Raw genomic sequence first — 24,497 nt, 5'->3', positions numbered from 1 at the left:
GGCCGCCACCGTAGGGGCAGCGTTGACGTCGACGGTGTACGGCACCCGGCATACGGTGGGGCCATGCGCCTCACCCACCTCGGACACGCGTGCCTCCTCGTGGAGGTCGCCGACGCCCGGCTGCTCATCGACCCGGGCATGTGGTCGCCCCGGGCCTTCGACCAGCGGGACCTCTCCGCGGTGCTCATCACCCACCAGCACCCGGACCACGTCGACCAGGAACGGCTGCCCGAGCTGCTGCGAGCCAACCCGGCGGCCGCGCTGTTCGCCGACCCGGGGACCGCGCGTCTCCTGCGCGAGTCCGGGCTCGACCCGGAGGCGTTCGAGGAGGGTGACGAGGTGGGCATCGGGGAGGCGAGGGTCGCGGGGGCCGGCCAGAACCACGCCCTGATCCACGACGACATCCCCCGCATCTCCAACACCGGCGTCCGCGTGAGCGCCCCCGGTGAGCCGACGCTTTTCCACCCCGGCGACGCCCTCGACGCGGAGCCCGGCCCGGTGGACGTGCTCGCCTTCCCGCTGAACGCGCCGTGGATGCGCAGCCGTGAGATGACCGGCTTCCTGCGCCGGTTCAACGCGCCGCACGCCGTGCCGATACACGACGGCCTGCTCAACGAGCGGGGGCGCACGCTCTACCTCACCCAGGCGGCCAACCTCGGCGGCCACGACACCCGGATCCGCGACCTGGCCGACGGCGAGCCGGCGGAGTTCCGCCGCTGACCGCGTCTGCACCCAGGTCTCTCCGCGAGACGCGTTTTGCAGGTTAGGAGAGCCTCACCTACCCTCGAGCGCGTGCCCAAGGTGACCGCCAAGAAGAAGTGTTGCAAGGACAAGCCCCGCTGTGCCAAGTGCCCGGTGGTCCTGATGCGCCTCGAGAAACTCGGTTACGCCGAGCAGGGCAAGGACAAACGCGACTACAAGGTCGACAAGAACGTCCCGAAGAAGGTCATGCTCGTCGCGCGCCAGCGCTGAAACCCAGCCCGGCGAGGCGGGGAAGGGTCGGCCGGGGGCCGCTGCTAGCGTCGCGCGCATGATCGGGGGACCAGACAGCACGGAGCACAGCAGACCGGCCCTGCAGATCCGCGGGCTCACGAAGCAGTTCGGCCAGACCGTCGCCGTCGCAGGCATCGACCTCGACGTGCCGCGCGGCTCCTTCTACGGTCTGGTGGGCCCCAACGGCGCGGGAAAGACGACGACCCTGTCGATGGCGACCGGCCTGTTGCGTCCCGACCGCGGCACGGTGCACGCGCTGGGCGCCGACGTCTGGGCCGACCCGGTCGCGGCCAAGGCCCGCATCGGGGTGCTGCCCGACGGGCTGCGCCTGTTCGACCGCCTCACCGGCCTGCAGCTGGTGACGTATGCCGGCCTCCTGCGGGGGATGGACCGCGCCGACGTCGTGGAGCGGGCCGGCGAGCTGGTCGCCGCGCTCGGGCTCGAGGAGGCGGCCGACAAGCTCGTCGTCGACTACTCGGCCGGCATGACCAAGAAGGTCACCCTCGCCTGTGCGCTCGTGCACGGCCCCCGGCTGCTGGTGCTCGACGAGCCGTTCGAGGCAGTCGACCCCGTCTCGGCGAAGACGATCCGGGGCATCCTCACCCGCTACGTCGAGGGCGGCGGGACGGTGGTGCTGTCGAGCCACGTCATGGACCTCGTCGAGCGCATGTGCAGCGACGTCGCCATCATCGCGGGCGGCCACGTCCGCGCCGCCGGTCCGATCGAGGACGTGCGCGGCGGGCTCAGCCTGGAGGACCGGTTCCTCGACCTCGTCGGCGGCTCGACGGACGTGAAGGGGCTGGCGTGGTTGCACACCTCGTCGGACTGAAGCTCCAGCTCCTGCGCAACACCCTGCGGCGCAGTCCGGCCGCCCTCATCGGCCTGGCCGTGGGCGTGGTCTACGGCGGCGGCCTGCTGGTGCTCGCGGCGGTCGGCCTGGTGTCCCTCCGCCTCCTGCCCGACGTCGAGGCCAGCCGGGTCGCGCTCACTCTCGGCGGCGCCCTCCTGGTGCTCGCCTGGGGTGTCGTGCCCGTGGTGGCCTTCGGCACCGACCCCACCCTCGACCCGCACCGGTTCGCGACCTTCGCCGTGCCCGCGCGCCAGCTGGCGCTCGGGCTCGCGGTGGCCGGCCTGATCGGGCTGCCGGGACTGGCCACCGGCGTGCTGGTCCTCGCCTCCTTCGTGACCTGGTCGCGCAGCGTGCCCGCCCTGCTGGCCGCCGTGGTCGGCGGTCTGCTCGCGCTGGCCACCTGCGTGCTCCTCAGCCGCGTCGTCACCGCAGCGGCCGCCGCGGTGCTCTCGAGCCGTCGCGGTCGCGACGTGGTGGCGGTGCTCGGCTTCCTCCTGCTTGTCGGGCTGGGCCCGGTCACCAGCGTCGGGGGCAGCTTCGAGCTCACGCTCGCCGACCTCGCCGGCCTCACGAGTGCGGTCGGCTGGACGCCTCTCGGGTGGGCCTGGGCCGCTCCCGCCGATGTCGCGCAGGGCCAGCACCTCGCCGGGCTCGGGCGGCTCGCGCTCGCCGCGGTCCTCGTCGGCGTGCTGCTGACCGTGTGGCAGCGCCAGCTCTCGCGCGTGGTCCACGACCCCCGCGGCGCCGCCCAGGGCGGCTCCGAAGCCACCCAGGGCGGCCTAGGGCTGTTCGCGCTCCTGCCGGGCACGCCCCTCGGCGCCGTCGCCGCCCGGTCGGCGGTCTACTGGCGCCGCGACCCCCGGCTGGCCTTCCCGGCGCTCATCACGACGCTCTTCCCCGCCGGGCTGGTGTTCGCCTGGTACTTCGGCGGCTCGGAGGTCGCGCTGGTCGCGATGCCGCTCGCGTCGGCCTACATGCTGGGCTGGGGGCAGCACAACGACGTCGGCTACGACTCCACGGCGTTCTGGCTCCACGTGGCCAGCGGGGTCGACGGCACGAGCGACCGGGTCGGCCGGCTCTTCCCCTCAGCGGTGCTCGGCGCGGTGTGCGTGCCCGCGTATGCTGTGCTGGGCGCCGCCCTCGGACGGCGCTGGGACCTGTTCCCGGCCACCCTGGGTGTGGGGACCGCCCTGTTGCTGGCCGGTTTCGGTGTCGCCAGCCTGGCCAGCGCGGTGAAGCAGTACCCCGTGCCGCGTCCCGGGGAGAGCCCCTTCGCGACCCCGCCCGGCGGCGCCGGCATCACCCTCGTGGTGCAGGCCGTGGTGGGCCTGGCGGTGCTGGTGGTGGCCCTGCCGGCGCTGGCCCTCGGGGTCCTCGCCTGGTTCGGGCACGCATGGGCCGCCTGGGCCGCCCTGCCCGTCGGCATCGGCGTGGGTGCCGCAGCCGCGGTGGCCGGGGTGCGGGTGGGGGCTGGGTTGTTCGAGCGGCGTTCGCCCGAGCTGCTGCAGGACCTCGTCAGCATCCGCTGACGTGCGTCGCCGTCGCTGGGCGGGGGGCTCAGCGTGCGGAGGTCGCGGCCAGATGGGCGGCACCGATGATGCCGGCCCGGTTCTCGAGCTGGGCCGGAATGATCGGGGTGCGCAGGTCCAGCAGCGGGAGGTACCTGTCGGCCTTCTTGGAGACGCCTCCGCCGACGACGAAGAGGTCGGGCCACAGCAGCGCCTCGAGGTGGGTGTAGTAGCGCTGCAGCCGGGCGGCCCACTCCTCCCACGTGAGCTCCTCGGCCTCGCGCACGCCGGAGGAGGCCTGCGTCTCGGCGTCGTGGCCGTCGATCTCGAGGTGGCCCAGCTCGGAGTTCGGCACCAGCACGCCGTCGTGGATCAGCGCCGTTCCGATGCCCGTACCGAGGGTGGTGAGGATGACCAGGCCCTCTCGCCCTCGGGCCGCGCCGTGGTACATCTCGCCGATGCCCGCAGCGTCGGCGTCGTTGACCGCGATCACCGGGTGGTCGAGCAGCTCGTGCAGGTGCGCCACCACGTCGAAGTCGATCCAGGCCTTGTCGATGTTCGCTGCCGAGCGCACCACGCCACGAGTGACGACGCCGGGGATCGTGACGCCGATGGGGGAGTGGCCCTGGGTGCCGTCGAAGTGGTCGACGATCTCGGCGATGACCTCGCAGACGGCCTGGGGGGACGCCCCGGCCGGTGTCTCGATGCGCAGCCGGTCGGCAGCGAAGTCGCCCCGGTCGAGGTCGACAGGGGCGCCCTTGATGCCGCTGCCGCCGACGTCGATGCCGAGGGCGATGCCGGGTCCTGACATGTGCTGCTCCTCTCGGTGCCTCCCACACCCTAGGTCGTGCCGGACGCGAATGCCTGTCAGCGGCAGACCTAGGGCGACCTCACGGGCACCTCACGCGGGGCGATGCTGTCGGCCGGCGACCCGTCCAGCGGCTCGGCGGGCAACGTCGTCATCGAGGTGGTCGACGGAGCCCTGTCCGGCCGGCACGGCACGTTCGCCCTGCAGCACAGCGGCACGATGCACGAGGGCCGGCAGCGGCTGGCGATCAGCGTGGTGCCCCGGCAGCTCACCCACCGCCACGCGCTGCGCTACCGGCTGTGAGCGCCCACCGCGCTCAAAGTCGGGGCCATCAGGGGAGGGTGAGGATCTCGTTGCCGCTCTCGGTGATGAGGATGGTGTGCTCGAACTGCGCCGACCGCTTGCGGTCCTTGGTCACCACGGTCCAGTCGTCGTCCCACATCTCCCACTCGTGGGTGCCGAGGTTGAGCATGGGCTCGATGGTGAACGTCATCCCCGGCTCGATGACCGTGCTGTAGGCCGGCGCCGCGTCGTAGTGGGGGATGATCAGGCCGGAGTGGAACTCGGTGCCGATCCCGTGGCCGGTGAAGTCGCGCACCACCCCGTAGCCGAACCGTCGTGCGTAGGACTCGATGACGCGTCCGATGATGTTGACCTCACGACCCGGCTGGGCGGCCTTGATGCCGCGCATCATCGCCTCGCGGGTGCGCTCGACCAGCAGGCGCGACTCCTCGTCGACGTCCCCGCACAGGTAGGTCGCGTCGGTGTCGCCGTGCACGCCACCGATGTAGGCGGTGATGTCGATGTTGACGATGTCGCCGTCCTCGAGGCGGCGACTGTCGGGGATGCCGTGGCAGATGACCTCGTTCACCGACGTGCACAGCGACTTGGGGAAGCCGCGGTAGCCGAGCGTCGAGGGGTAGGCGCCGTGGTCGAGCAGGAACTCGTGGCCCACCCGGTCGACCTCGTCGGTCGTGACGCCGGGCGCGATCACCGCTGCGGCGGCCTCCATCGCCTGGGCGGCGATCCTGCCGGCGACGCGCATCTTCTCGATCGTCTCGGCGTCCTTGACCTCCGGTCCGTGGCTCCTCGCCGGCGCCGGACGGTCGACGTACTCCGGTCGCGCGATCGAGGCGGGAACGGGGCGGCGCGGGGACACGGTCCCGGGCGCAACACTTGCGTACGTCAACGGCATACGGTGGAGTCTAGGCAAGGCTGACCCGCACGCGGACACGGAGGCGCTCTCGATGGCTTACTGGTACAACATCAACACCGGCAAGGTCGAGACCGAGGAGAACCGCAGCCCCGGGGAGGACCTCATGGGTCCCTACGCCAGCGAGGAGGAGGCCTCCCGCGCCCTCGAGATCGCCCGCGCCAAGACCGAGCGCTGGGACGAGGAGGACCGCGCGTGGGAGGACGACGACGTCGACGACTGACGGGCTCGCCCCACGCCCGCAACCTCAGTCGTTGCGGCGGTGGATGCTGACGACGTAGCCGGAGTCCGGCCGCCAGGGCTCCTTGTCCCATGTGCTGTAGCGGCGGATGAACGACAGGTCGGCGACCGTGCAGGCCCGGTCGTAGTCCTCGAGCGGGGTCACGGGAATGCCCGCAGGAAGGTGTGCGGCATCGAGGCCGAAGCCGGCGACCACGAGCCCTCCCGGCTCCACGTGGGCGGCGATGCGCTCCATGGCGGCGAGCAGCGTCCCCGGGGCCAGCAGCGGCACGACGTTGCCGGCGAGCAGCACCAGCTCGAAGGCCTGTGAGCGCAGCTGGAGCCGGCTGAGGTCCTGCTGCACCCAGGTGGTGGCCGGGTCGCGGCGCTCGGCGACCGCGACCATGTCTCGGTCGGCGTCGACGCCGACGCAGTGGTAGCCGAGCGAGGTCAGCTGGGTGGCCACGCGGCCGGTGCCGCAGCCGGCGTCGAGGACGCGGGCCGGGGCGGGCAGCAGCGACTGCACGAAGGTGGCCTCGCCGTGCACGTCGAGGCCCTTGGCCGCCATCTCGTCGAAGTGCCGTTGGTATGCCGTGGCGGCACCGATGCCGCCGGAGACCTCCGACCAGCGGGTGCGCGGCTCGCTCTCGGGGACCGGGATCTCGTGCTCGCTCATGGGGACAGCCTAGGTCCGCTCACCGGGTGAGCTTCGGCAGCACCTCGCGGCCGAAGACCTCGATCCACTCGCGCTGGTTGCGGCCCACGTTGTGCAGGTAGACCCGGTCGAAGCCGAGGTCGACGAAACGCTGGATCTCGGCCCGGTGGGCGTCCGGGTCGGACGAGATGACCATGCGGCCCTCGAAGTCCTCGGGCCGCACCAGCTTGGCCATCTGCTCGAACTCGAACGGCGAGCGGATGTCGGCCTTGGGGAACTTCATCCCGCCGTTGGGCCACTCGGTGACGGCGTTGTGCAGCGCCTCCCCGTCGCTCTCCGCCCACGACAGGTGCAGCTGTAGCACCTTGGGCATCGTCGACGGGTCCTTCCCGGCCTCGCGGGCGCCCTCGTCGAACTTCGCGAAGAGGCCCTCGATCTTCTCCAGCGGCGCGCCGACGGTGATCATGCCGTCGGCGAACTTGCCCGTCTTCTTCGCGTTGATCGGCCCGGCCGTCGCGACCAGCACCGGGGGAGCGGTCTCGGGCATGGTCCACAGCCGGGTGGTCTCCATCTTGAAGAACTCACCGGCGAACTTGGTGTCCTTGCCCTTCAGGGAGGCGGTGAACAGCTGGTTGACGAGCTCGACGGCCTCCCACATCCGGCGGGAGCGTTCGCCCGCCTCGGGCCAGTAGCCCGGGACGACGTGCTCGTTCAACGCCTCGCCGGTGCCCAGGCCGAGCCACGTGCGACCGGGGTTCATCGCCTCCAGGGTGGCGGCCGCCTGGGCGACGATCGCAGGGTGGAACCGGAACGAGGGGCAGGTCACCCCCGGGCCGAGGTCGCCCTGCGTGCGTTCGCCCACGGCCGCCAGGACGTTCCAGACGAACGACGCCTGGCCCTGCCGCGGCACCCACGGCTGGAAGTGGTCGGCGGCCATGCACCCCGAGAACCCGTGCTGCTCGGCGAAGGCCGTGAGGTCGACCGCCTCACGCGGCGCGAACTGCTCCAGCATGGCGGCGTAGCCGACCGTGAGGGAGCCGTCGGGGGTCATCGCGTGGGTCCGGTCCGTCATGCGGTCACGCTATCCCTCGGGCAGCGGGGATGAGAGCCTCGGGGCCATGCGCCTCGACCACACCGCAGGCCCCGACCTCGGCAGTGCCCACCTGACCGCCACGGAGCGCGCCGTGCTCGACGCCATCGACGAGCAGGGCCTGCTCGCAGACCTCGCCGCGCTGGTGGCCATCCCGTCCACGGGCGGGAGCCCGGCCGAGGCGGAGGCGCAGGAGTGGTGCGCGAGGCGGCTGCGCGGTCTCGGCCTCGCGGTGGACGAGTGGGAGGTCGACGTCGCCGCTGAGCAGGGAGCCCTGGGGTTCCCGGGCATGGAGGTGGACCGCAGCCGGGCGACGGGTGTCGTTGCTGTGCTCCACGGGGACGCCGCGCCCACCGGCGCGGACGGGGAGGGTGTGCCGGCACTGGCCCTGTGCGGGCACACCGACGTCGTGCCGCCGGGCGACCGCTCGGCGTGGCCCGACGGCGGTCCGTGGCGGCTGCGGCTGGTGGACGGGGTAGCCGCTGGTCGCGGGACCTGCGACATGAAGGGCGGGCTGGCGGCGGTGCTGGCCGCGGTCGCGGCGCTGGCCGAGACCGGCGCGCGGCTCGCGCGACCCCTGGCAGTGCACGCCGTCAGTGCCGAGGAGGACGGTGGGCTGGGTGCCTTCGCCACCCTGCGCCGTGGCCACCGGGCCGAAGCCTGTGTCATCGCAGAACCGACGTCCGGGGCGGTCGTGCCCGCCAACGCCGGATCGCTCACCTTCCGGCTCGAGGTCCGGGGCCGGGCGACCCACGGATCGACCCGCACGAGGGGCGTCAGCGCCATCGACCTGCTGGCACCGGTGCAGGTGGCCCTGCGCGAGCTCGAGATCGCCCGAAACGTCAGCGCCCCAAGCCTGTTCGACCACCTCGACCTGCCTTGGCCCCTGTCCATCGGTGTGCTGCGCGCCGGTGACTGGGCCAGCACCGTGCCCGACCGGCTGGTCGCCGAGGGCCGTTACGGGGTGCGGATCGGGGAGTCGCTGGAGGACGCGCGCACCGCGTTCGAACAGGCTGTGGGGCGGGCCTGCGCGGCCGACCCGTGGCTGTGCGAGCACCCCGTGGAGGTGGCCTGGCCCGGAGGTGCCTTCGCGTCGGCAGGGCTGACCGCTGATGATCCCCTGGTGCGTGATGTCACGAGCTGCGTTGAGGCGCAAGGAGATTCGACGCCTGAGGTGGTCGGCGCGCCCTACGGGTCGGACCTGCGGCTCTACGTCGCAGCCGGGGTTCCCACGCTGCAGTACGGGCCCGGCGACGTCCGCCACGCCCACGCGCTGGACGAGCACGTGGCGGTCGCCGACCTGCTCCGGTGCGCGCGTGTCTACGCCCTGCTGGCGCTCCGGCGCTGCGGCGTGGCCACCTGACACACCTCGGGGCCTACTCCTCGAATGAGTGCTCGGCGGTGGGGAAGGCGCCCGAGGCGACCTCCGCGGCATACGTCCTCGCCGCCTCCGAGAGGGTGCCGCGCAGGTCGGCGTACTTCTTGACGAAGCGGGGGCTCCTGCCACCGCGCAGGCCGGCCATGTCGGACCACACCAGCACCTGGGCGTCACAGTCGGGGCCGGCGCCGATGCCGATGGTCGGTATGGACAGCACCTCGGTCACCCGGGCCGCGAGCGGGGCCGGGACCATCTCCATGACGACGGCGAAACAACCTGCCTGCTCGAGGGCGACCGCGTCGTCGACGAGCCGGTCCGCGGCCTCTCCCCGGCCCTGCACCCGGTAGCCGCCGAGGACGTGCTCGCTCTGCGGGGTGAACCCGACGTGCCCCATGACGGGGATGCCTGCCCGCACGAGCAGCTCGATCTCGGGGACCATCGCCTTGCCGCCCTCGAGCTTGACCGCGTGGGCGAGGCCCTCCTTCATGAAGCGGGTGGCGGTGCCCAGGGCCTGCTCCGGGCTCGCCTGGTAGGAACCGAACGGCAGGTCGGCCACGACCATGGCCCGCTTCGCAGCTGTGGTGACCGCCTTGACGAGGGGGAGCAGGTGCTCGACCGTCACCGGCACCGTGGTCTCGAAGCCGTAGACGTTGTTGCCGGCCGAGTCGCCGACGAGCAGCACGGGAATGCCCGCCTCGTCGAAGATCTCGGCGGAGTACTGGTCGTAGGCCGTGAGCATGGCCCACTTCTCGCCCCGCTCCTTCATGGCCTGCAGGTGCGGTATCCGGATGCGCCGGACGGGTGCGGCGCCTGCCGGGGCCTGCGAGGCCTGGGGGCCGCTGCCGTAGGGTGCCGAGATCTCGCCGGTCGCGGAGGAGTCGCTCATAGCCGCGATCCTAGGACGCGCCTCAGGAGTCCTGCTCGCGCCACCGGCTCGTGATCGGCAGGCGGCGGTCGCGCCCGAACGCCAGGGCGGAGATCTTGGGCCCGGGCGCGAACTGCCGGCGCTTCCACTCAGCCCGGTCCACCAGCGAGACGACCTTGTCCACGACGGCCGCGTCGAAGCCGGCCTCGATGAGCTGGGCGCGACCCTGCGCACCGGCGACGTACAGCTCGAGGATGGCGTCGAGGGTCTCGTACGGCGGCAGCGAGTCCTGGTCGACCTGACCGGGGCGCAGCTCGGCCGACGGCGGCTTGGTGATCGAGTTGGGCGGAATGGGCATCGTCTCGCCACGACGCTCCGCCTCGGCGTTCCGCCAGGTCGCCAGCTGCCAGACCAGGCTCTTCGGCACGTCCTTGAGCGGCGCGAAGCCGCCCACGCTGTCGCCGTAGATCGTGGAGTAGCCGGTGGCCAGCTCGGACTTGTTGCCGGTGGCCAGGGTGAGGTGGCCCTCCTGGTTCGACAGGCCCATGAGGATGACGCCGCGGCAGCGCGCCTGGAGGTTCTCCTCCGCGACACCGGTGAGGTCGAGCTCGCCGAGGAACGCCTCGACCATCGGCTTGATCGGCTGCACCCGGTAGCTCAGGCCGGTGCGCTCGGCGAGGTCGGCGGCGTCGTCCTTGGAGTGGTCGGAGGAGTAGACGCTGGGCATGGAGACACCGTGGACGTTGTCGGCGCCGAGCGCGTCGCACGCGATGGCGGCGACGAGCGCCGAGTCGATGCCGCCCGACAGGCCCAGCACGACCGAGCGCATCCCGTTCTTGCGGACGTAGTCGCGCAGGCCGAGCACGAGCGCCTCGTAGACCTCGCCGACCGGGTCGAGGCGGGGGGCCTCGGAGGCCTGCCGCGCGGCATACGGCTCGGTGGGGTCCTCGCTCACCGAGGTGAAGGCGACGCCCTCGGTGACGTCGGTGGGGTCGAAGGTCGACTCGTGGACGTCGAGGTCGACGACGAGCAGGTCCTCGGCGAACTGCGGACCACGTGCGAGCACGGCTCCGTCGGCCGAAACGACGACCGAGTCGCCGTCGAAGACCAGCTCGTCCTGGCCGCCGACGAGGTTGAGGTAGGCGAGCACGCACCCGGCCTGGCGGGCGCGACGGGCGGCCAGCTCGAGTCGCACGTCGTCCTTGTCGCGCTCGTAGGGCGAGCCGTTCAGCACCAGCAGCAGCTCGGCGCCGGCCTCGCGGGCCATCGACACGGGGCCGCCCTCCTGCCAGATGTCCTCACAGATGGCCAGCGCCACGTCGACCCCGCGGACGCGGACGACGGCCAGGTCTTGCCCCGGGGCGAAGACGCGGGCCTCGTCGAAGACTCCGTAGGTGGGCAGGTGGTGCTTCGCGTACCGCGCGACGACCTCGCCGCGGTGCAGGACGGCGGCGCAGTTCTGGGGCAGCTCACGGCCGGGGTCGGCGTCGGCGCTGCCGGGCGTCGCGCGGTCGAGGTAGCCGATGACGACCGGCAGGTCGCCGTGTCCGTCGGCGGCGAGGCCGGCGGCCAGTGCGGTCAACGCTGCTCGCGAGGCGTCGACGAAGGAGGTCCGCAGGGCGAGGTCCTCGACGGGGTAGCCCGTCAGTGCCATCTCGGGGAAGGCCACGAGGTGTGCGCCCTCGGCGGCGGCCCTGGCGGTCCACTCGCGGACCATCGCGGCGTTGCCTGCGAGGTCTCCCACCGTGGCGTTGACCTGGGCGAGGGCGAGTCGGAGCTGGGCCATGCCGGAACCCTACCGAGGGCCGGCGCGGCGGGGCTCCGGCGCCGTCCGCCAACGCTCTGACCAGCGCAGTCGGGGGTCACGACAGGTCTGTGATTTTTTAACAACTCCTTACCCGAGGCCCATCGGAAATGCCGACAAATCGTGTTCTGATCGGCTCTTGTGCGCCAGGGACGGCGCGCGAACACCACTGGAGGATTTGTGAAGAGACGTCATGTGAGCGTCCTGTCCGGTGTGGCGGTGGCTGCCGTCGCACTGAGCTTGGCGCCCGCCCAGTCACAGGCAATCCCTGTGCAGGGCGACAAGGAGCCGAAGGCTGCGAACCGCGACCACGACCTGCCCAACCCGCTCGGCGACGCCGCGCGCGAGCTGCGCAAGGAGGCGGTCGAGAAGCTCGTCAAGGGTGAGGCCACGACCGAGACCCGCGGCGGCCAGCGCGTCATCAAGCTGGCGGGCAAGACCGACGCCCGCGGCCAGAGGACCGCAGACCGCTACGTGTCCTACCCGGTGGAGCGGGAGGAGTCGATCTTCACGATCCTCTCCAGCTTCAGCGACATGCAGCAGAACGAGATCCCGGAGCCTGACCGCTCCATGGACAACTCGACGTACTGGACCGAGAACTTCGACCGGGCGCACTACCAGGACATGATGTTCGGCGAGGGCGAGTCCTTCCGCGACTTCTACCTCAAGCAGTCCAACGGCCGTTTCCTGGCCAAGGGCGACGTCTCCGACTGGGTCCAGGTCAAGGGCGAGGCCGCCACCTACGGCGACAACGCCAACGAGCGCGAGGGCTACTGGTCCTACGTGCAGGACACCGTCAACGCCTGGTACGAGGCGCAGGTCGCGGCGGGCAAGTCGTCGGCCGAGATCAACGAGTACCTCAAGCAGTTCGACAAGGTCGACCGCTACGACGCCGACGGTGACGGCAACTTCAACGAGTCCGACGGTTACATCGACCACTTCCAGGCCATCCACGCCGGTGAGGGCGAGGAGGCCGGCGGCGGCACGCTCGGCGAGGACGCCATCTGGTCGCACCGCTGGTACGTCAACTCCACCGACATCGGCAAGACCGGCCCCGGCGAGAACAAGCTCGGTGGCGCCCGCATCGGCGACGCCGACATCTGGGTCGGCGACTACACCACGGAGCCGGAGAACGGCGGACTCGGCGTCTTCGCCCACGAGTTCGGCCACGACCTCGGCCTGCCCGACCTCTATGACACCTCCGGTGGCGACAACACCACCGGCTTCTGGACGCTGATGTCCGGAGGCTCGTGGCTCAACTGGGGCAAGGACTCGATCGGCACCACGCCCGGCTACATGGGCCCGTGGGAGAAGCTGATGCTCGGCTGGCTCGACTACCAGGTGGTCAAGCACGGCGCCGACACCACGGTGAAGCTCGGCCCGGCCGACCTCGACGCCTCGACCAACAAGCAGGCCGTCATCGTGACCCTGCCCGAGAAGACGATCACCACCGAGTACAACACCCCGCACTCCGGTGCGGCTGAGTGGTGGAGCGGCTCGGCCGACGACCTGCAGAACACGCTGACCCGCTCGGTCGACCTGACCGGCAAGTCCAGCGCCACCCTGTCGGCCTGGCTCGAGCACGACATCGAGGCCGACTACGACTACCTGTACGTCGAGACCTCGACCGACGGCGCGAACTGGACCCAGGTCGGCACCCCGATCGACGGCCAGAGCAGCGGCTGGGTCCAGAAGACCTGGGACCTCTCCTCCCTCGCCGGCAAGAGCGGCCAGGTGCGCTTCCGCTACGCCACCGACGGCGGCGTGCACCTCGACGGTGCTTTCCTCGACGACCTGTCGATCACCGCTGACGGCGCGGAGGTCTTCGCCGATGACGTCGAGAGCGGCGACAACGGCTGGGTCGCGAAGGGCTTCTCGCGCATCGACGGCTCCACCACAAAGCAGGCCAGCCACTACTACATCGCCGAGAACCGCGTCTACAGCGGCTACGACGCGACGCTGAAGACGGGCCCGTACAACTTCGGGTTCGCCAACACCAAGCCCGACTGGGTGGAGCGCTTCCCGTACCAGAACGGCATGCTCGTCTGGTACATCGACAACGAGTACTCGGACAACAACACCCGCCAGCACCCCGGCGGTGGCCAGGTCCTCAACGTCGACGCCCGTCCGACCCCGGTGAAGTTCTACGACGGCTCGCGCCTGGGCAACCGCCGCCAGCCGTTCGACGGCACCTTCGGCCTCGAGGCGACCGACGCGGTGACGTTCCACAAGAACGGCATCCCGACGACCGTCGGGTCGCAGCCCGCGATCCCGACGTTCGACGACAGCGACCCGAACCGCTACTACGACGCCACCAACCCGATGGGTTCGGTCAAGGTCGCGGGCTCCGGCACCACCATGACGGTTGCCAAGTCCGTGGACGGTGGCAACGAGCTGCAGGTCAAGGTCGAGTTCAAGTGACGCACCACCTCGGCTGACCGGTCGACGCGACCTGTCACACCGAGACGGCGGGGCCCCGGGAGACATCCCGGGGCCCCGCCCGCGTCCCGGTCTGTCGTTCCTGCGCGTGCGAGCCCGGTAGCGCGCCCTGCCGCCCTAGGGTGGGCGGCGTGAACCACGACTACGACGACGTCGTCATCGGTGCAGGGCACAACGGGCTGACCGCCGCGGCCTACCTGGCGCGGGCCGGCAGGCGGGTGCTCGTCCTCGAGGCTGCCGACCATGTCGGGGGTGCCGCGGTCTCGGCGCAGGCCTTCCCGGGGGTCGACGCCCGTCTCTCGCGGTACAGCTACCTCGTCTCGCTCCTGCCGCACCAGGTCGTCACCGACCTCGACCTCGACCTGCACCTGATCCGGCGCCGGTACTCCTCGTTCACGCCGCTGCCGGCGGACCCGCGCCGCTCGGTGCTCGTCGACAACGGTGACCCCGCCGCCACGGCCCGGGCGTTCGCCGCCCTGACCGGCTCGGAGGACGCCCACCGCCAGTGGGAGCAGTTCTACGACCGGATGGCGGGCCTGGCCCGTGCCGTCTTCCCGACGGTGCTCGAGCCGCTGCGCTCCGCCGACGAGCTGGCCGAGCGGGTCGGCGACGACGAGCTCTGGCGGGCGGTGACCCAGCGACCGCTCGGCGAGCTGCTGGAGGAGACCTTCGCCGACGACACCCTGCGCGGCATCGTCGCCACCGACGCGCTGATCGGCACGTTCGCCGACCTGCGGGGCGCGGACCTGCGCCAGAACGTCTGCTTCCTCTACCACCTCATCGGCGGCGGAACCGGCGACTGGGACGTGCCCGTCGGTGGCATGGGAGCCCTCACCAGCGCCCTCGCCGGGGCAGCCGCCGACGCGGGCGCCGACATCCGCACGAGTGCGCGGGCCCTCAGCGTCACCCCGGATGGGGAAGTGACGTGGGAGGGCGGATCCGCCCGGGCCGGGGCGGTGCTCGCCGCCTGCGCGCCTGTGGTGCTCAACGAGCTGCTCCGGGCCGGGGGGGCGGACCCGGTGCCGACCGAGGCAGCGCCGGAGGGAGCCCAGCTGAAGGTCAACATGCTGCTGTCGCGCCTGCCCCGCCTCAGGGACCCGCACGCCGACCCGGCTGCCGCCTTCGCCGGCACCTTCCACATCAACGAGGGCTACCAACAGCTCCAGGACGCGTATGCCGTTGCGGCGAGCGGGCACGTGCCTCGGCTGCCGCCGTGCGAGATCTACTGCCACAGCCTCTCCGACCGCAGCATCCTGGGCGCCGACCTGGCTGCGTCCGACGCGCAGACCCTGACGCTGTTCGGCCTCCACATGCCGGCCCGGCTGTTCCGCGAGGACCACGACGAGATGCGCGACCTCGCCCTCAGCCACACGCTCGAGTCGCTCAACTCCGTGCTGGCAGAACCGATCCAGGACGTGCTCCTGCGCGACGCCGACGGTGCGTTCTGCCTGGAGGCCAGGACACCGGTGGAGCTCGAGCAGGACATCGGCCTGCCTGGTGGGAACATCTTCCACCGTTCGCTGCAGTGGCCGTGGGCCGAGTCGGCCGACGAGGTCGGCCGCTGGGGTGTGGAGACGCCGTACGAGAAGGTGCTGCTCGCCGGGGCCGGGGCGCGCCGCGGAGGCGGGGTGTCCGGCATACCCGGGCACAACGCGGCCCAGGCGGTCCTGGGCGGCTGAGCCGCCCGGCGGTGCCGTAACGACCCGGAAACACGAGTAGGGCAGGATTCGTCACATGGATCGTCAGCAGGAGTTCGTCCTCCGCACCATCGAGGAGCGCGACATCCGCTTCGTGCGGCTGTGGTTCACCGACGTGCTCGGGACGCTCAAGTCCGTGGCGGTCGCCCCCGCCGAGCTCGAGGGCGCCTTCGCGGAGGGCATCGGCTTCGACGGCTCGGCGATCGAGGGCTTCGCCCGGGTCTACGAGGCCGACATGCTGGCCAAGCCCGACCCGTCGACGTTCCAGGTGCTGCCCTGGCGCGGCGAGAGCCCGGGCACCGCACGGATGTTCTGCGACATCACGCTCCCGGACGGCACCCCGAGCTGGGCCGACCCCCGGCACGTCCTGCAGCGGGCTCTGGGCCGAGCGGCCGACCTGGGGTTCACCTTCTACACCCACCCGGAGATCGAGTTCTTCCTCCTCAAGCAGGGGTTCAGGGCGGGCGAGCAGCCCGAGCCCGTCGACCAGGCCGGCTACTTCGACCACGTCCCGCACGGCACGGGCCACGACTTCCGCCGCGCGGCGATCACGATGCTGGAGTCGATGGGCATCTCGGTCGAGTTCAGCCACCACGAGGGCGCGCCGGGCCAGAACGAGATCGACCTGCGCTACGCGGACGCGCTCTCGACGGCCGACAACATCATGACCTTCCGGACGGTCATCAAGGAGGTCGCGCTCGAGCAGGGCATCTTCGCCTCCTTCATGCCCAAGCCGTTCTCCGACTACCCGGGGTCGGGCATGCACACCCACATGTCGCTCTTCGACGGCGAGAGCAACGCCTTCTACGAGGCCGGTGCGCCCTACCAGCTCTCCAAGGTGGGACGGCAGTTCATCGCAGGCCTGCTGCGCCACGGGGCCGAGATCACGGCCGTCACCAACCAGTGGGTGAACTCGTACAAGCGCCTCTGGGGCGGCGGTGAGGCGCCGGCGCACCTGACGTGGGGGCACAACAACCGCAGCGCCATGGTGCGTGTGCCCATGTACAAGCCGGCCAAGGGCCAGAGCAGCCGTGTCGAGCTGCGCACCCTCGACTCGGCGTGCAACCCCTACCTCGCCTTCGCCGTCATCCTCGCCGCCGGGCTCAAGGGCATCGAGGAGGACTACGACCTCCCCCCGGAGACCGAGGACGACGTGTGGGGCCTGACCGGCTCGGAGCGCCGGGCCATGGGCATCGAGCCGCTGCCGTCCACGCTGCACGAGGCGATCGGCGTGATGGAGAAGAGCGAGCTGGTGGCCGACACCCTCGGCGAGCACGTCTTCGACTTCTTCCTGCGCAACAAGCGCGCCGAGTGGGACGACTACCGCGGCGAGATCACGCCGTTCGAGCTCAAGCGCTACCTGCCCGGTCTCTGAGCCCGGACCGGAGAGGCCCCCGCGCCCCCGCTAGGTTGGGGACGTGAGCTCCCGCCAGCCCTCCCGCGCCGCCACTCTGGCGCGACTGGGCTTCGCGGAGGCGGCTCGTGCCGAGCAGCTCCTCGCGGACCCCGCACTGGGCGGGCTCGTCGACCCGCTCGACGACGTCTTCAGCGACGGGCTGCCCGATGCCCTGGGCGGCACCTCCGACCCCGACCTGGCGCTGCTCAGCCTGGTGCGGCTCATGGAGGCGGTGCGGGCCGACGAGCCGCGCCGTCGCGACGTCGACGCCGGCCCGGAGGCCTCGCTCTCGGGGCTCATCGCCGCCCTGCGCCACCGCGGGCCCGAGCGCGACCGGCTGCTCGCGGTGCTCGGCGCCTCCACGGCGTTGGCCGACCACCTCGTCGCCCACCCCGAGCACTGGCGGGACGTCACCGAGGCGCAGCCGCGCACGGTCGCCCAACGGGTGCAGCACCTCACCGAGGCGGTGCGCACCCACGGCGAGGCCACGGCATACGACGCCCTGCGCGTGGGCTATCGACGCGAGCTGCTCGGCATCGCGGCCCTGGACCTGACGTCCCACGGGCCGGCGCAGACCCTGCCGGAGACCGCCGCGGCCCTGGCCGACCTGGCCGAGGCCGCCCTGGAGGCGGCGCTCGTCATCGCCCGGGCGGAGCTGGGCGCGCAGGCAGACGCCTGCCGGCTCGCGGTCATCGGCATGGGCAAGACGGGTGGTCGCGAGCTCAACTACGTCAGCGACGTCGACGTCATCTTCGTGGCCGAACCGGCCGACGGCGCCGACGAGACCACCGCCCTGGCGGCGGCGACCGCGCTGGCGACGCACCTCATGCGCGCCTGCTCCACCTCGACCGCCGCGGGCGTGCTCTGGCCCGTCGACGCCGCGCTGCGCCCCGAGGGCAAGCAGGGCCCGCTCGTGCGGACCGTCGCCAGCCACCGCGCGTACTACGAGCGGTGGGCCAAGACCTGGGAGTTCCAGGCCCTGCTCAAGGCCCGCCCCGTGGCCGGCGACCGCGCGCTCGGCGAGGAGTACCTCGAGGCCGTCAGCCCGCTCGTCTGGCAGGCCGCCTCGCGGGAGAACTTCGTCGAGGACGTGCAGGCGATGCGCCGCCGGGTCGAGCAGCACGTGCCGGCCGCAGAGGCCGAGCGGCAGCTGAAGCTGGGCCCAGGCGGGCTGCGCGACGTCGAGTTCAGCGTGCAGCTGCTCCAGCTGGTGCACGGCAGGGCCGACGACTCGCTGCGCTCGGGCACCACCCTCGAGGCGCTAGGGGCCCTGGCCCGCGGCGGCTACGTCGGCCGCGACGACGCGGCGGCGCTCGACGAGAGCTACCGTTTCCTGCGCACCCTCGAGCACCGCATCCAGCTCCACCGGCTCCGGCGCACCCACCTCATGCCGACGGCCGAAGCCGACCTGCGCCGCCTGGGACGAGGCCTGGGCTACCGCCGGGAGGCGCAGTCCGAGGTGGTCGCCCGGTGGCAGCAGCAGGCCCGCGAGGTCCGCCGGATCCACGAACGGCTGTTCTACCGGCCGCTGCTCGCCGCCGTGGCGCGGCTGAGCACCTCCGAGGCCCGTCTGGCGCCGGAGGCGGCGCGCGAGCGGCTCGCGGCGCTCGGTTTCCGCGACCCGGCCGGGGCCATGCGCCACCTCGAGGCGCTGACGGCGGGGGTGAGCCGCCGGGCGGCGATCCAGCGGACCCTCCTGCCGGTGATGCTCGGCTGGTTCGCCGACGAGGCCGACCCCGACGGCGGCCTGCTCGCGTTCCGCAAGGTGAGCGACGACCTCGGCTCCACGCACTGGTACCTGCGCCTCCTGCGCGACGAGGGCTCGGCCGCAGAACGCCTGGCCCACACCCTCGCCCGCAGCCGCTACGCCGCCGACCTGCTCATGGGCGCGCCGGAGGCCGTCGCGATCCTGGGGGAGAGCGGCGGGCTCGCCCCGCTGGCGCGAGAGGACCTGCTGCGCCGGATGGCGGCGGCCGCCGGGCGCAAGGGCGACCCCGAGCGCGCGGTGCACGCGGCCCGCAGCGTGCGCCGGCACGAGCTCTTCCGGATCGCGGTGGCCGACCTGACCGGCCAGCTCGACCTCGAGGGCGTCGGGGGAGCCCTGAGCGACGTGACGTCGGCGCTGGTCGAGACGAGCCTCGACGTGGCCCAGCGCGTGGTCGCCGAACGCAGCGGCGGCCGGCTCGTCACCTCCGTGCTCGTCGTCGGGATGGGCCGGCTCGGCGGGGCCGAGACCGGCTACGGCAGCGACGCCGACGTCATGTTCGTCCACCAGCCGCGCGACGGCGCCTCCGAGGACGAGGCGCAGGCCCAGGCACTGGAGGTGGTGCAGGAGCTGCGCCGCCTGCTCGGCAGCCAGGGCCCGGACCCGCAGCTGGGCCTCGACGCCGACCTGCGCCCGGAGGGCAAGAACGGCCCGCTGGTGCGCAGCCTCGACAGCTACCGCGCCTACTACGAGCGCTGGTCCCTGACCTGGGAGTCACAGGCGCTGTTGCGGGCCCGTCCGATCGCCGGCGACCCGGAGCTCGGGCGGCGCTTCGTGGAGCTCATCGACCCGCTGCGCTGGCCCGAAGGCGGCCTCGGCCCCCAGGAGGTGCGCGAGATCCGGCGGCTCAAGGCCCGCATGGAGGCCGAGCGGCTGCCCCGCGGCGCCGACCCCAAGACGCACTTCAAGCTGGGCAGGGGCGGGCTGAGCGACGTGGAGTGGACGGTGCAGCTGCTCCAGATGTGCCACGCGCACCACGTCCCGGGACTGCGGACGACCTCGACCCTGGGGGCGCTGGCGGCCGCGGTCGACGCGAAGCTCATCGACGCGTCCCACGCCGACGACCTGCGCGCGGCGTGGACGCTCGCGTCCCGCATGCGCAACGCGTCCGTCCTGTTCCGCGGCCGTCCGGTCGAGGGCGTGCCGTCCGACCTGCGGGTCGCCGACGGCGTCAGCCGGATCATGGGGATGGAGCCGGGCAGTGGCGGCGAGCTCGCCGAGACCTACCGGCGGGTCGCGCGACGCGCCAGGGCAGTTGTCGAAGTCGACTTTTACGAGGCCCGTTAGGGGGGTACGGTTCGCCCATGCGGCAGAGGGGCTGGAGGGGGGACGGTGTGCCGTCCTACAGGGAGGTCTTGCGGGTACCCGCGTTCCTTCCGTTCTTCCTCGCCTCGTCCCTGTCGACCTGGGGCGACTACATCGCGCGGATCACCGTGGCGGCAGTGGTGTTCGAGCGCACCGGGTCCGCCGTGGCCACCGCCGCCACCTTCGCCGTCTCGATGCTCCCGAGTGTCTTCGGCCGCATGGTGCTCTCGCCCTTCGCCGACCGGCTGCCCTACAAGTACGTGCTCATCGGCAGCCACCTGGTGCGGGCGGCTTTCGTCATCGCGCTGCTGGCGGCCACCGTGTCGTCGGCGCCGGTGGGCCTGCTGCTGGTGCTGCTGTTCCTCCTCGAGCTCGCGGGCGGGCCGACGGTCGCGGCCAACCAGATGCTGCTCACCGACCTCTTCACCGACCGGCGCCTCTACAGCAAGGCCTTCGGGCTCACCACCCTCGCCGAGCAGACCAACCAGGCGATCGGCCTGGCCGTCGGTGGCCTGGTGGTGACGATGACCAGCCCGGTGCAGGGCCTGTTCTTCGACCTCGTCACGTTCCTCGTTGCCGCGGCGGTGCTCGCCGTGGTGGTGCCGCGACGTGACCCCGTCGGCATGGCCCAGGAAGGCATCTCCGGGTTCGTGCGCGACGTCCTCGAGGGTGGGCGCCACCTGTTCCACAACCGGGTGCTCACCTCGCTGCTGCTGCTCAGCATCACGAGCACCCTGGCGATGGCCGCTCCCGAGGCCGTCGCGATCCCCTACGTCAACACCCACACCGACCAGCCCGGCTGGGGCGGCATGCTCATGGCGGCCCCGATCCTGGGCGCGGTCGTTGGCCTGCTCGTGGTGAGCCGGTTCGGCGCCGAGGAGCAGAACCGCTCCGTCCTGGCCATGGCACTGGTGATGCCGCTGCCGCTGCTGGTGACCGTGTTCGAGCCGCCGCTGCCGGCCATCTGGGGCGCCTGGTTCGCCTGCGGCGCCCTGCAGGCCTACATGCTGCCGCTGCAGTCCACGTTCACCCTCATGGTGCCCGCCGAGCTGCGCGGCCGGGTCTTCGGCCTCGCCGGCGCCCTGTCCGTGGCCGCGACCGGCGCGTTCTACCTGCTTGCGGGGTGGATCTCCCAGCACACCACCCCGGCGGCCGCCATCGGTGTCTGCGCGATCGCCAGCCTCGGCGGCCTGGTGCTGGTCGCCGCGCGCTGGCCGCGCACCGAGCTGGCCGACGCGGTGCACCGCACCTTCAGCCTCCCCGAGGGCACCTCCCGCGCTGCGTGAGGCCTGCCCGGCCGCAACGGCGGTCACCACGGCCACCGCCTCCCGGAGGCTGGACCGCGGACCAGGGGCCCGCCGGCGCCGCCTAGAATCGTGCCCATGATGTCCACGATCGACCTGCGCGGCCGCGTGCTCAGCACGCGGGAGCTGCGTCAGGCCCTGCCACGCGCCGAGTTCGACGTCGAGGCGGCACTGGAGACGGTGCGCCCGATCTGCGAGGCCGTGCGTCATCGTGGAGCCGAGGCGCTCTACGAGCTGGGGGAGCGCTTCGACGGCGTGCGCCCCCACTCGCTGCGGGTGCCCTCCGAGGTGCTGTCCGCCGCCCTCGAGGCCCTCGACCCCGCCGTCCGCGCAGCCCTGGAGGAGTCGATCCGCCGAGCCCGGGTCGTGCACGCCGACCAGCGGCGCACCGACACCACGACCGAGGTCGTGCCGGGTGGCCAGGTCACCGAGCGCTGGGTGCCCGTCGACCGGGTCGGCCTCTACGTGCCGGGGGGCCTGGCGGTCTACCCCTCCAGCGTCGTCATGAACGTCGTCCCCGCCCAGGCCGCCGGCGTCGGTTCCCTCGCCGTCGCCAGCCCTCCGCAGCGGGAGAACAGCGGCGTCTTCGCCGGCTACCCGCACCCGACCATCCTCGCCGCGTGCGCCCTGCTCGGCGTCGACGAGGTGTATGCCGTGGGCGGCGCCCAGGCCGTGGCCGCGTTCGCCTACGGCTTCGACGACGCCGATGAGACCTGTGAGCCGGTCAGCCTCGTCACCGGTCCGGGCAACATCTACGTCGCCGCCGCCAAGCGCCTGCTCAAGGGCCTGATCGGCATCGACGCCGAGGCCGGCCCCACCGAGATCGCGATCCTCGCCGACGACACCGCCGACGCCGAGCACGTCGCCTCCGACCTCATCAGCCAGGCCGAGCACGACCCGCTGGCGGCCTCCGTGCTGGTCACCGACAGCCCCGACCTCGTCGAGCGGGTCGAGGCCGCCCTCGAGCGCCGCGTCGCCCAGACGAAGCACACCGAACGGGTCCGCACCGCCCTCACCGGGCGGCAGTCGGGCACGGTGCTCGTCGACGACGTCGAGGCCGGGCTGGCCGTGGTCAACGCGTATGCCGCGGAGCACCTCGAGATCCAGACACGTGACGCCGCGGCGGTCGCCGCCGGGGTCCGCAACGCCGGGGCGGTCTTCGTCGGGGCGTGGGCCCCGGTCAGCCTCGGCGACTACGCCGCGGGCTCCAACCACGTGCTGCCCACCGGCGGGTGCGCGGTGCACAGCAGTGGCCTGTCGGTGCAGTCGTTCCTGCGCGGCATCCACGTCGTGACCTACGACGAGTCGGCACTGCGAGAGGTCGCCCACCACGTGGTGACCCTGGCCCAGGCCGAGGACCTCCCGGCCCACGGCGAGGCGGTCACCGCCCGCTTCGGCGACGCGCTGTGAGCCGGCTGCGGGAGCTGCTGCGCCCCGACCTGCGCGGCAAGACCGCCTACGGCGCGCCCCAGCTCGACGTCGCCGTGCGTCTCAACACCAACGAGAACTCCTACCCGGTGCCCGACGACGTGGTGCGCGACATCACCGCCGCGGTCGCCGAGGTCGCGCCGCACCTCAACCGCTACCCGGACCGCGAGTTCACCGAGCTGCGCACCGCGCTGGCCGGCTACCTCAGCTCGACCTCCGGTGTGGAGGTCACGCCTGAGGAGGTCTGGGCCGGCAACGGGTCCAACGAGGTGCTGCAGCACATCCTCCAGGCCTTCGGTGGCCCGGGCCGCACCGCGCTCGGCTTCACGCCGGCATACTCCATGCACCCCATCATCAGCGAGACCGTCGGCACCCGGTGGGTGGACGGTGAGCGGGGCATCGGGGCGGATGCGCCGTTCGACCTCACGGTGGAGTCGGCCGTCGCGCAGGTGCGCGAGCACCAGCCCAACGTCGTGTTCCTCTGCTCGCCCAACAACCCGACGGGCACGGCACTGTCGCTGGAGCTGGTCGAGGCGGTCCACGACGCGGCGACGGACGCCGTCGTGGTGGTCGACGAGGCCTACGAGGAGTTCGCCCGCGAGGGGGTGCCGAGCGCCCTGACCCTGCTCGAGGGGCGCGAGCGCCTCGTCGTGACGCGCACCATGAGCAAGGCCTTCGCGTTCGCGGGCGGCCGGCTCGGCTACCTGGCCGCGGCGCCGGCGCTCACCGACATGCTGCGGCTGGTGCGCCTGCCCTACCACCTGTCGACGCCCACCCAGGCGATCGCGCTGGCCGCGCTGCGGCACGCACCGGAGATGCTCTCGACGGTCGCGGTCATCAAGCGCCAGCGCGACCGCATCGTCGACGGGCTGCGCGAGCTGGGGCTCGACCCGGTGCCGAGCGACGCCAACTTCGTGTTCTTCGGTGGGCTCCCGGACTCCGCGGCGGCCTGGCAGGCGCTGCTCGACCGGGGCGTCCTGGTCCGCGACGTCGGCATCCCCCACTACCTTCGAGTCACGGCCGGCACCCCGGCCGAGACCGACGCCTTCCTGGCGGCGATGGCGGAGGTCGTCCCCGAGCTGCTGTCCTCCGCCGGCACCGCCGGCGACCCGACCCCCGCCAACGTCCCCGGACACGAGACCGTGCCCGCCACCGCACAGGAGCGCCCCGCATGAGCAGCCCCGACCGCATCGCGTCACTGAGCCGGACCACCTCCGAGAGCAGCGTCGAGCTCGAGCTGAACCTCGACGGCAGCGGGGTCGGCGAGGTGAGCACCGGCGTGCGCTTCTACGACCACATGCTGCTGTCGCTGGCCAAGCACTCGCTCATCGACCTGCGGGTCAAGGCCACCGGTGACGTCGACGTCGACGCCCACCACACGGTCGAGGACGTCGCCATCGTGCTCGGTGACGCGGTCCGCGAGGCGCTCGGCGACAAGCGGGGCATCTCCCGGTTCGGCGACGCCACCGTGCCGCTCGACGAGGCGCTCGTGCAGGCGGTTGTCGACGTGGCCGGCCGTCCGTACGTCGTGCACACGGGCGAGCCCGAGGGGCAGGAGTACGTCGTCATCGGCGGCAACTACGTGGGCTCGCTGACCCGGCACGTCCTCGAGTCGTTCGCCTACCACGCGGGCATCGCCCTGCACGTGCGCGTGCTCGCCGGCCGCGACCCCCACCACATCGTCGAGGCGCAGTTCAAGGCGGTTGCCCGGGCGCTGCGGGCGGCCGTGGCGCGCGACCCGCGCGTGAGCGGCATCCCCAGCGCGAAGGGCAGCCTGTAG

General features: G+C 72.3%; 20 protein-coding genes and 1 pseudogene. 15 read left to right on the top strand and 6 right to left on the bottom strand.

Going from position 1 to position 24,497, the window contains the following annotated elements:
* Positions 1-63: 63 nt before the first annotated feature.
* From P0Y31_RS17645 to P0Y31_RS17630, 4 genes are all read left to right on the top strand, one after another.
* On the top strand, positions 64-720 hold the full coding sequence (locus P0Y31_RS17645) for an MBL fold metallo-hydrolase (protein WP_275871806.1): 657 nt from the start codon (positions 64-66) through the stop codon (positions 718-720).
* Between the two features lie 72 nt (positions 721-792).
* Positions 793-972: a hypothetical protein gene (locus tag P0Y31_RS17640; protein WP_275871804.1), complete on the top strand. Its 180-nt coding sequence runs from the start codon at positions 793-795 to the stop codon at positions 970-972.
* Positions 973-1,030: 58 nt separating this feature from the next.
* Positions 1,031-1,822 (top strand): ABC transporter ATP-binding protein, encoded by a 792-nt coding sequence (locus tag P0Y31_RS17635; protein ID WP_275871802.1) that lies wholly within the window; start codon positions 1,031-1,033, stop codon positions 1,820-1,822.
* Positions 1,798-3,372: a hypothetical protein gene (locus P0Y31_RS17630; protein WP_275871799.1), complete on the top strand. Its 1,575-nt coding sequence runs from the start codon at positions 1,798-1,800 to the stop codon at positions 3,370-3,372. Before P0Y31_RS17635 ends, P0Y31_RS17630 begins: the two co-directional genes overlap by 25 nt.
* A 28-nt stretch (positions 3,373-3,400) precedes the next feature.
* On the opposite strand, the gene P0Y31_RS17625 is transcribed toward P0Y31_RS17630, so the two are convergent.
* The gene (locus P0Y31_RS17625; RefSeq protein WP_275871797.1) at positions 3,401-4,162 is read right to left on the bottom strand and encodes a polyphosphate--glucose phosphotransferase; all 762 of its coding nucleotides are present in this window, start codon (positions 4,160-4,162) and stop codon (positions 3,401-3,403) included.
* 84 nt (positions 4,163-4,246) lie between these two features.
* On the opposite strand from P0Y31_RS17625, the pseudogene P0Y31_RS17620 reads away from it, so the two are divergent.
* A pseudogene (locus P0Y31_RS17620) lies at positions 4,247-4,462 on the top strand (DUF3224 domain-containing protein); the annotation flags it as partial.
* Positions 4,463-4,490: 28 nt separating this feature from the next.
* Here the strand turns inward: P0Y31_RS17620 and map are convergent.
* Positions 4,491-5,354 carry a type I methionyl aminopeptidase gene (gene map, locus P0Y31_RS17615; RefSeq protein ID WP_275871794.1) on the bottom strand — a complete coding sequence of 288 codons (864 nt, stop codon included), beginning with the start codon at positions 5,352-5,354 and terminating at the stop codon, positions 4,491-4,493.
* 52 nt (positions 5,355-5,406) lie between these two features.
* Between map and P0Y31_RS17610 the strand changes: the two genes are divergently transcribed.
* Entirely contained in the window at positions 5,407-5,595 is a 189-nt protein-coding gene (locus P0Y31_RS17610) for a methionine aminopeptidase (RefSeq protein ID WP_275871791.1), read from the top strand.
* Positions 5,596-5,619: 24 nt separating this feature from the next.
* Here P0Y31_RS17610 and P0Y31_RS17605 read toward each other — a convergent pair whose 3' ends face one another.
* On the bottom strand, positions 5,620-6,267 hold the full coding sequence (locus tag P0Y31_RS17605) for a class I SAM-dependent methyltransferase (RefSeq protein WP_275871789.1): 648 nt from the start codon (positions 6,265-6,267) through the stop codon (positions 5,620-5,622).
* 19 nt (positions 6,268-6,286) lie between these two features.
* Positions 6,287-7,318 carry a TIGR03557 family F420-dependent LLM class oxidoreductase gene (locus P0Y31_RS17600; RefSeq protein WP_275871787.1) on the bottom strand — a complete coding sequence of 344 codons (1,032 nt, stop codon included), beginning with the start codon at positions 7,316-7,318 and terminating at the stop codon, positions 6,287-6,289.
* Between the two features lie 46 nt (positions 7,319-7,364).
* Here P0Y31_RS17600 and P0Y31_RS17595 point away from each other — a divergent pair, with 46 nt between their 5' ends.
* On the top strand, positions 7,365-8,699 hold the full coding sequence (locus tag P0Y31_RS17595) for an ArgE/DapE family deacylase (RefSeq protein WP_275871785.1): 1,335 nt from the start codon (positions 7,365-7,367) through the stop codon (positions 8,697-8,699).
* 13 nt (positions 8,700-8,712) lie between these two features.
* Here P0Y31_RS17595 and panB read toward each other — a convergent pair whose 3' ends face one another.
* Complete coding sequence (panB, locus tag P0Y31_RS17590; protein ID WP_275871783.1) at positions 8,713-9,600, bottom strand: 3-methyl-2-oxobutanoate hydroxymethyltransferase; 888 nt, start codon at positions 9,598-9,600, stop codon at positions 8,713-8,715.
* Between the two features lie 22 nt (positions 9,601-9,622).
* A complete protein-coding gene (locus P0Y31_RS17585; RefSeq protein WP_275871781.1) occupies positions 9,623-11,365 on the bottom strand; it encodes an NAD+ synthase in 1,743 nt (580 codons plus the stop codon).
* A 213-nt stretch (positions 11,366-11,578) separates the two neighbouring features.
* Here P0Y31_RS17585 and P0Y31_RS17580 point away from each other — a divergent pair, with 213 nt between their 5' ends.
* From P0Y31_RS17580 to hisB, 8 genes are all read left to right on the top strand, one after another.
* The gene (locus P0Y31_RS17580) at positions 11,579-13,804 is read left to right on the top strand and encodes an immune inhibitor A domain-containing protein (RefSeq protein ID WP_275871779.1); all 2,226 of its coding nucleotides are present in this window, start codon (positions 11,579-11,581) and stop codon (positions 13,802-13,804) included.
* A 149-nt stretch (positions 13,805-13,953) separates the two neighbouring features.
* Positions 13,954-15,501 (top strand): NAD(P)/FAD-dependent oxidoreductase, encoded by a 1,548-nt coding sequence (locus P0Y31_RS17575; RefSeq protein WP_275871776.1) that lies wholly within the window; start codon positions 13,954-13,956, stop codon positions 15,499-15,501.
* Between the two features lie 55 nt (positions 15,502-15,556).
* The gene (gene glnA, locus P0Y31_RS17570) at positions 15,557-16,894 is read left to right on the top strand and encodes a type I glutamate--ammonia ligase (RefSeq protein WP_275871774.1); all 1,338 of its coding nucleotides are present in this window, start codon (positions 15,557-15,559) and stop codon (positions 16,892-16,894) included.
* Positions 16,895-16,937: 43 nt separating this feature from the next.
* Entirely contained in the window at positions 16,938-19,967 is a 3,030-nt protein-coding gene (locus P0Y31_RS17565) for a bifunctional [glutamine synthetase] adenylyltransferase/[glutamine synthetase]-adenylyl-L-tyrosine phosphorylase (RefSeq protein WP_275871772.1), read from the top strand.
* Between the two features lie 47 nt (positions 19,968-20,014).
* The gene (locus P0Y31_RS17560; protein WP_275871770.1) at positions 20,015-21,271 is read left to right on the top strand and encodes an MFS transporter; all 1,257 of its coding nucleotides are present in this window, start codon (positions 20,015-20,017) and stop codon (positions 21,269-21,271) included.
* A 96-nt stretch (positions 21,272-21,367) separates the two neighbouring features.
* The gene (gene hisD / locus P0Y31_RS17555) at positions 21,368-22,699 is read left to right on the top strand and encodes a histidinol dehydrogenase (protein ID WP_275871767.1); all 1,332 of its coding nucleotides are present in this window, start codon (positions 21,368-21,370) and stop codon (positions 22,697-22,699) included.
* Complete coding sequence (locus P0Y31_RS17550; protein WP_275871765.1) at positions 22,696-23,892, top strand: histidinol-phosphate transaminase; 1,197 nt, start codon at positions 22,696-22,698, stop codon at positions 23,890-23,892. The genes hisD and P0Y31_RS17550 overlap by 4 nt, the downstream gene beginning before the upstream one ends.
* Entirely contained in the window at positions 23,889-24,497 is a 609-nt protein-coding gene (gene hisB, locus P0Y31_RS17545) for an imidazoleglycerol-phosphate dehydratase HisB (RefSeq protein ID WP_275871763.1), read from the top strand. The genes P0Y31_RS17550 and hisB overlap by 4 nt, the downstream gene beginning before the upstream one ends.

Source organism: Knoellia sp. 3-2P3 (assembly GCF_029223115.1).
Lineage (GTDB): Bacteria > Actinomycetota > Actinomycetes > Actinomycetales > Dermatophilaceae > Pedococcus_A.
The sequence above is the reverse complement of the archived record's forward strand: the minus strand, read 5'-3'. Positions and strand labels throughout refer to the sequence as shown.

Excerpts from the sequence above, each read along its gene's own strand:
- hisB (WP_275871763.1), top strand. The coding sequence starts at position 23,889 with ATGAGCAGCCCCGACCGCATCGCGTCACTGAGCCGGACCACCTCCGAG.
- P0Y31_RS17600 (WP_275871787.1), bottom strand. The coding sequence starts at position 7,318 with ATGACGGACCGGACCCACGCGATGACCCCCGACGGCTCCCTCACGGTC.
- hisD (WP_275871767.1), top strand. The coding sequence starts at position 21,368 with ATGATGTCCACGATCGACCTGCGCGGCCGCGTGCTCAGCACGCGGGAG.
- map (WP_275871794.1), bottom strand. The coding sequence starts at position 5,354 with ATGCCGTTGACGTACGCAAGTGTTGCGCCCGGGACCGTGTCCCCGCGC.
- P0Y31_RS17645 (WP_275871806.1), top strand. The coding sequence starts at position 64 with ATGCGCCTCACCCACCTCGGACACGCGTGCCTCCTCGTGGAGGTCGCC.
- P0Y31_RS17635 (WP_275871802.1), top strand. The coding sequence starts at position 1,031 with ATGATCGGGGGACCAGACAGCACGGAGCACAGCAGACCGGCCCTGCAG.
- P0Y31_RS17625 (WP_275871797.1), bottom strand. The coding sequence starts at position 4,162 with ATGTCAGGACCCGGCATCGCCCTCGGCATCGACGTCGGCGGCAGCGGC.
- P0Y31_RS17610 (WP_275871791.1), top strand. The coding sequence starts at position 5,407 with ATGGCTTACTGGTACAACATCAACACCGGCAAGGTCGAGACCGAGGAG.
- panB (WP_275871783.1), bottom strand. The coding sequence starts at position 9,600 with ATGAGCGACTCCTCCGCGACCGGCGAGATCTCGGCACCCTACGGCAGC.
- P0Y31_RS17595 (WP_275871785.1), top strand. The coding sequence starts at position 7,365 with ATGCGCCTCGACCACACCGCAGGCCCCGACCTCGGCAGTGCCCACCTG.
- glnA (WP_275871774.1), top strand. The coding sequence starts at position 15,557 with ATGGATCGTCAGCAGGAGTTCGTCCTCCGCACCATCGAGGAGCGCGAC.
- P0Y31_RS17585 (WP_275871781.1), bottom strand. The coding sequence starts at position 11,365 with ATGGCCCAGCTCCGACTCGCCCTCGCCCAGGTCAACGCCACGGTGGGA.
- P0Y31_RS17605 (WP_275871789.1), bottom strand. The coding sequence starts at position 6,267 with ATGAGCGAGCACGAGATCCCGGTCCCCGAGAGCGAGCCGCGCACCCGC.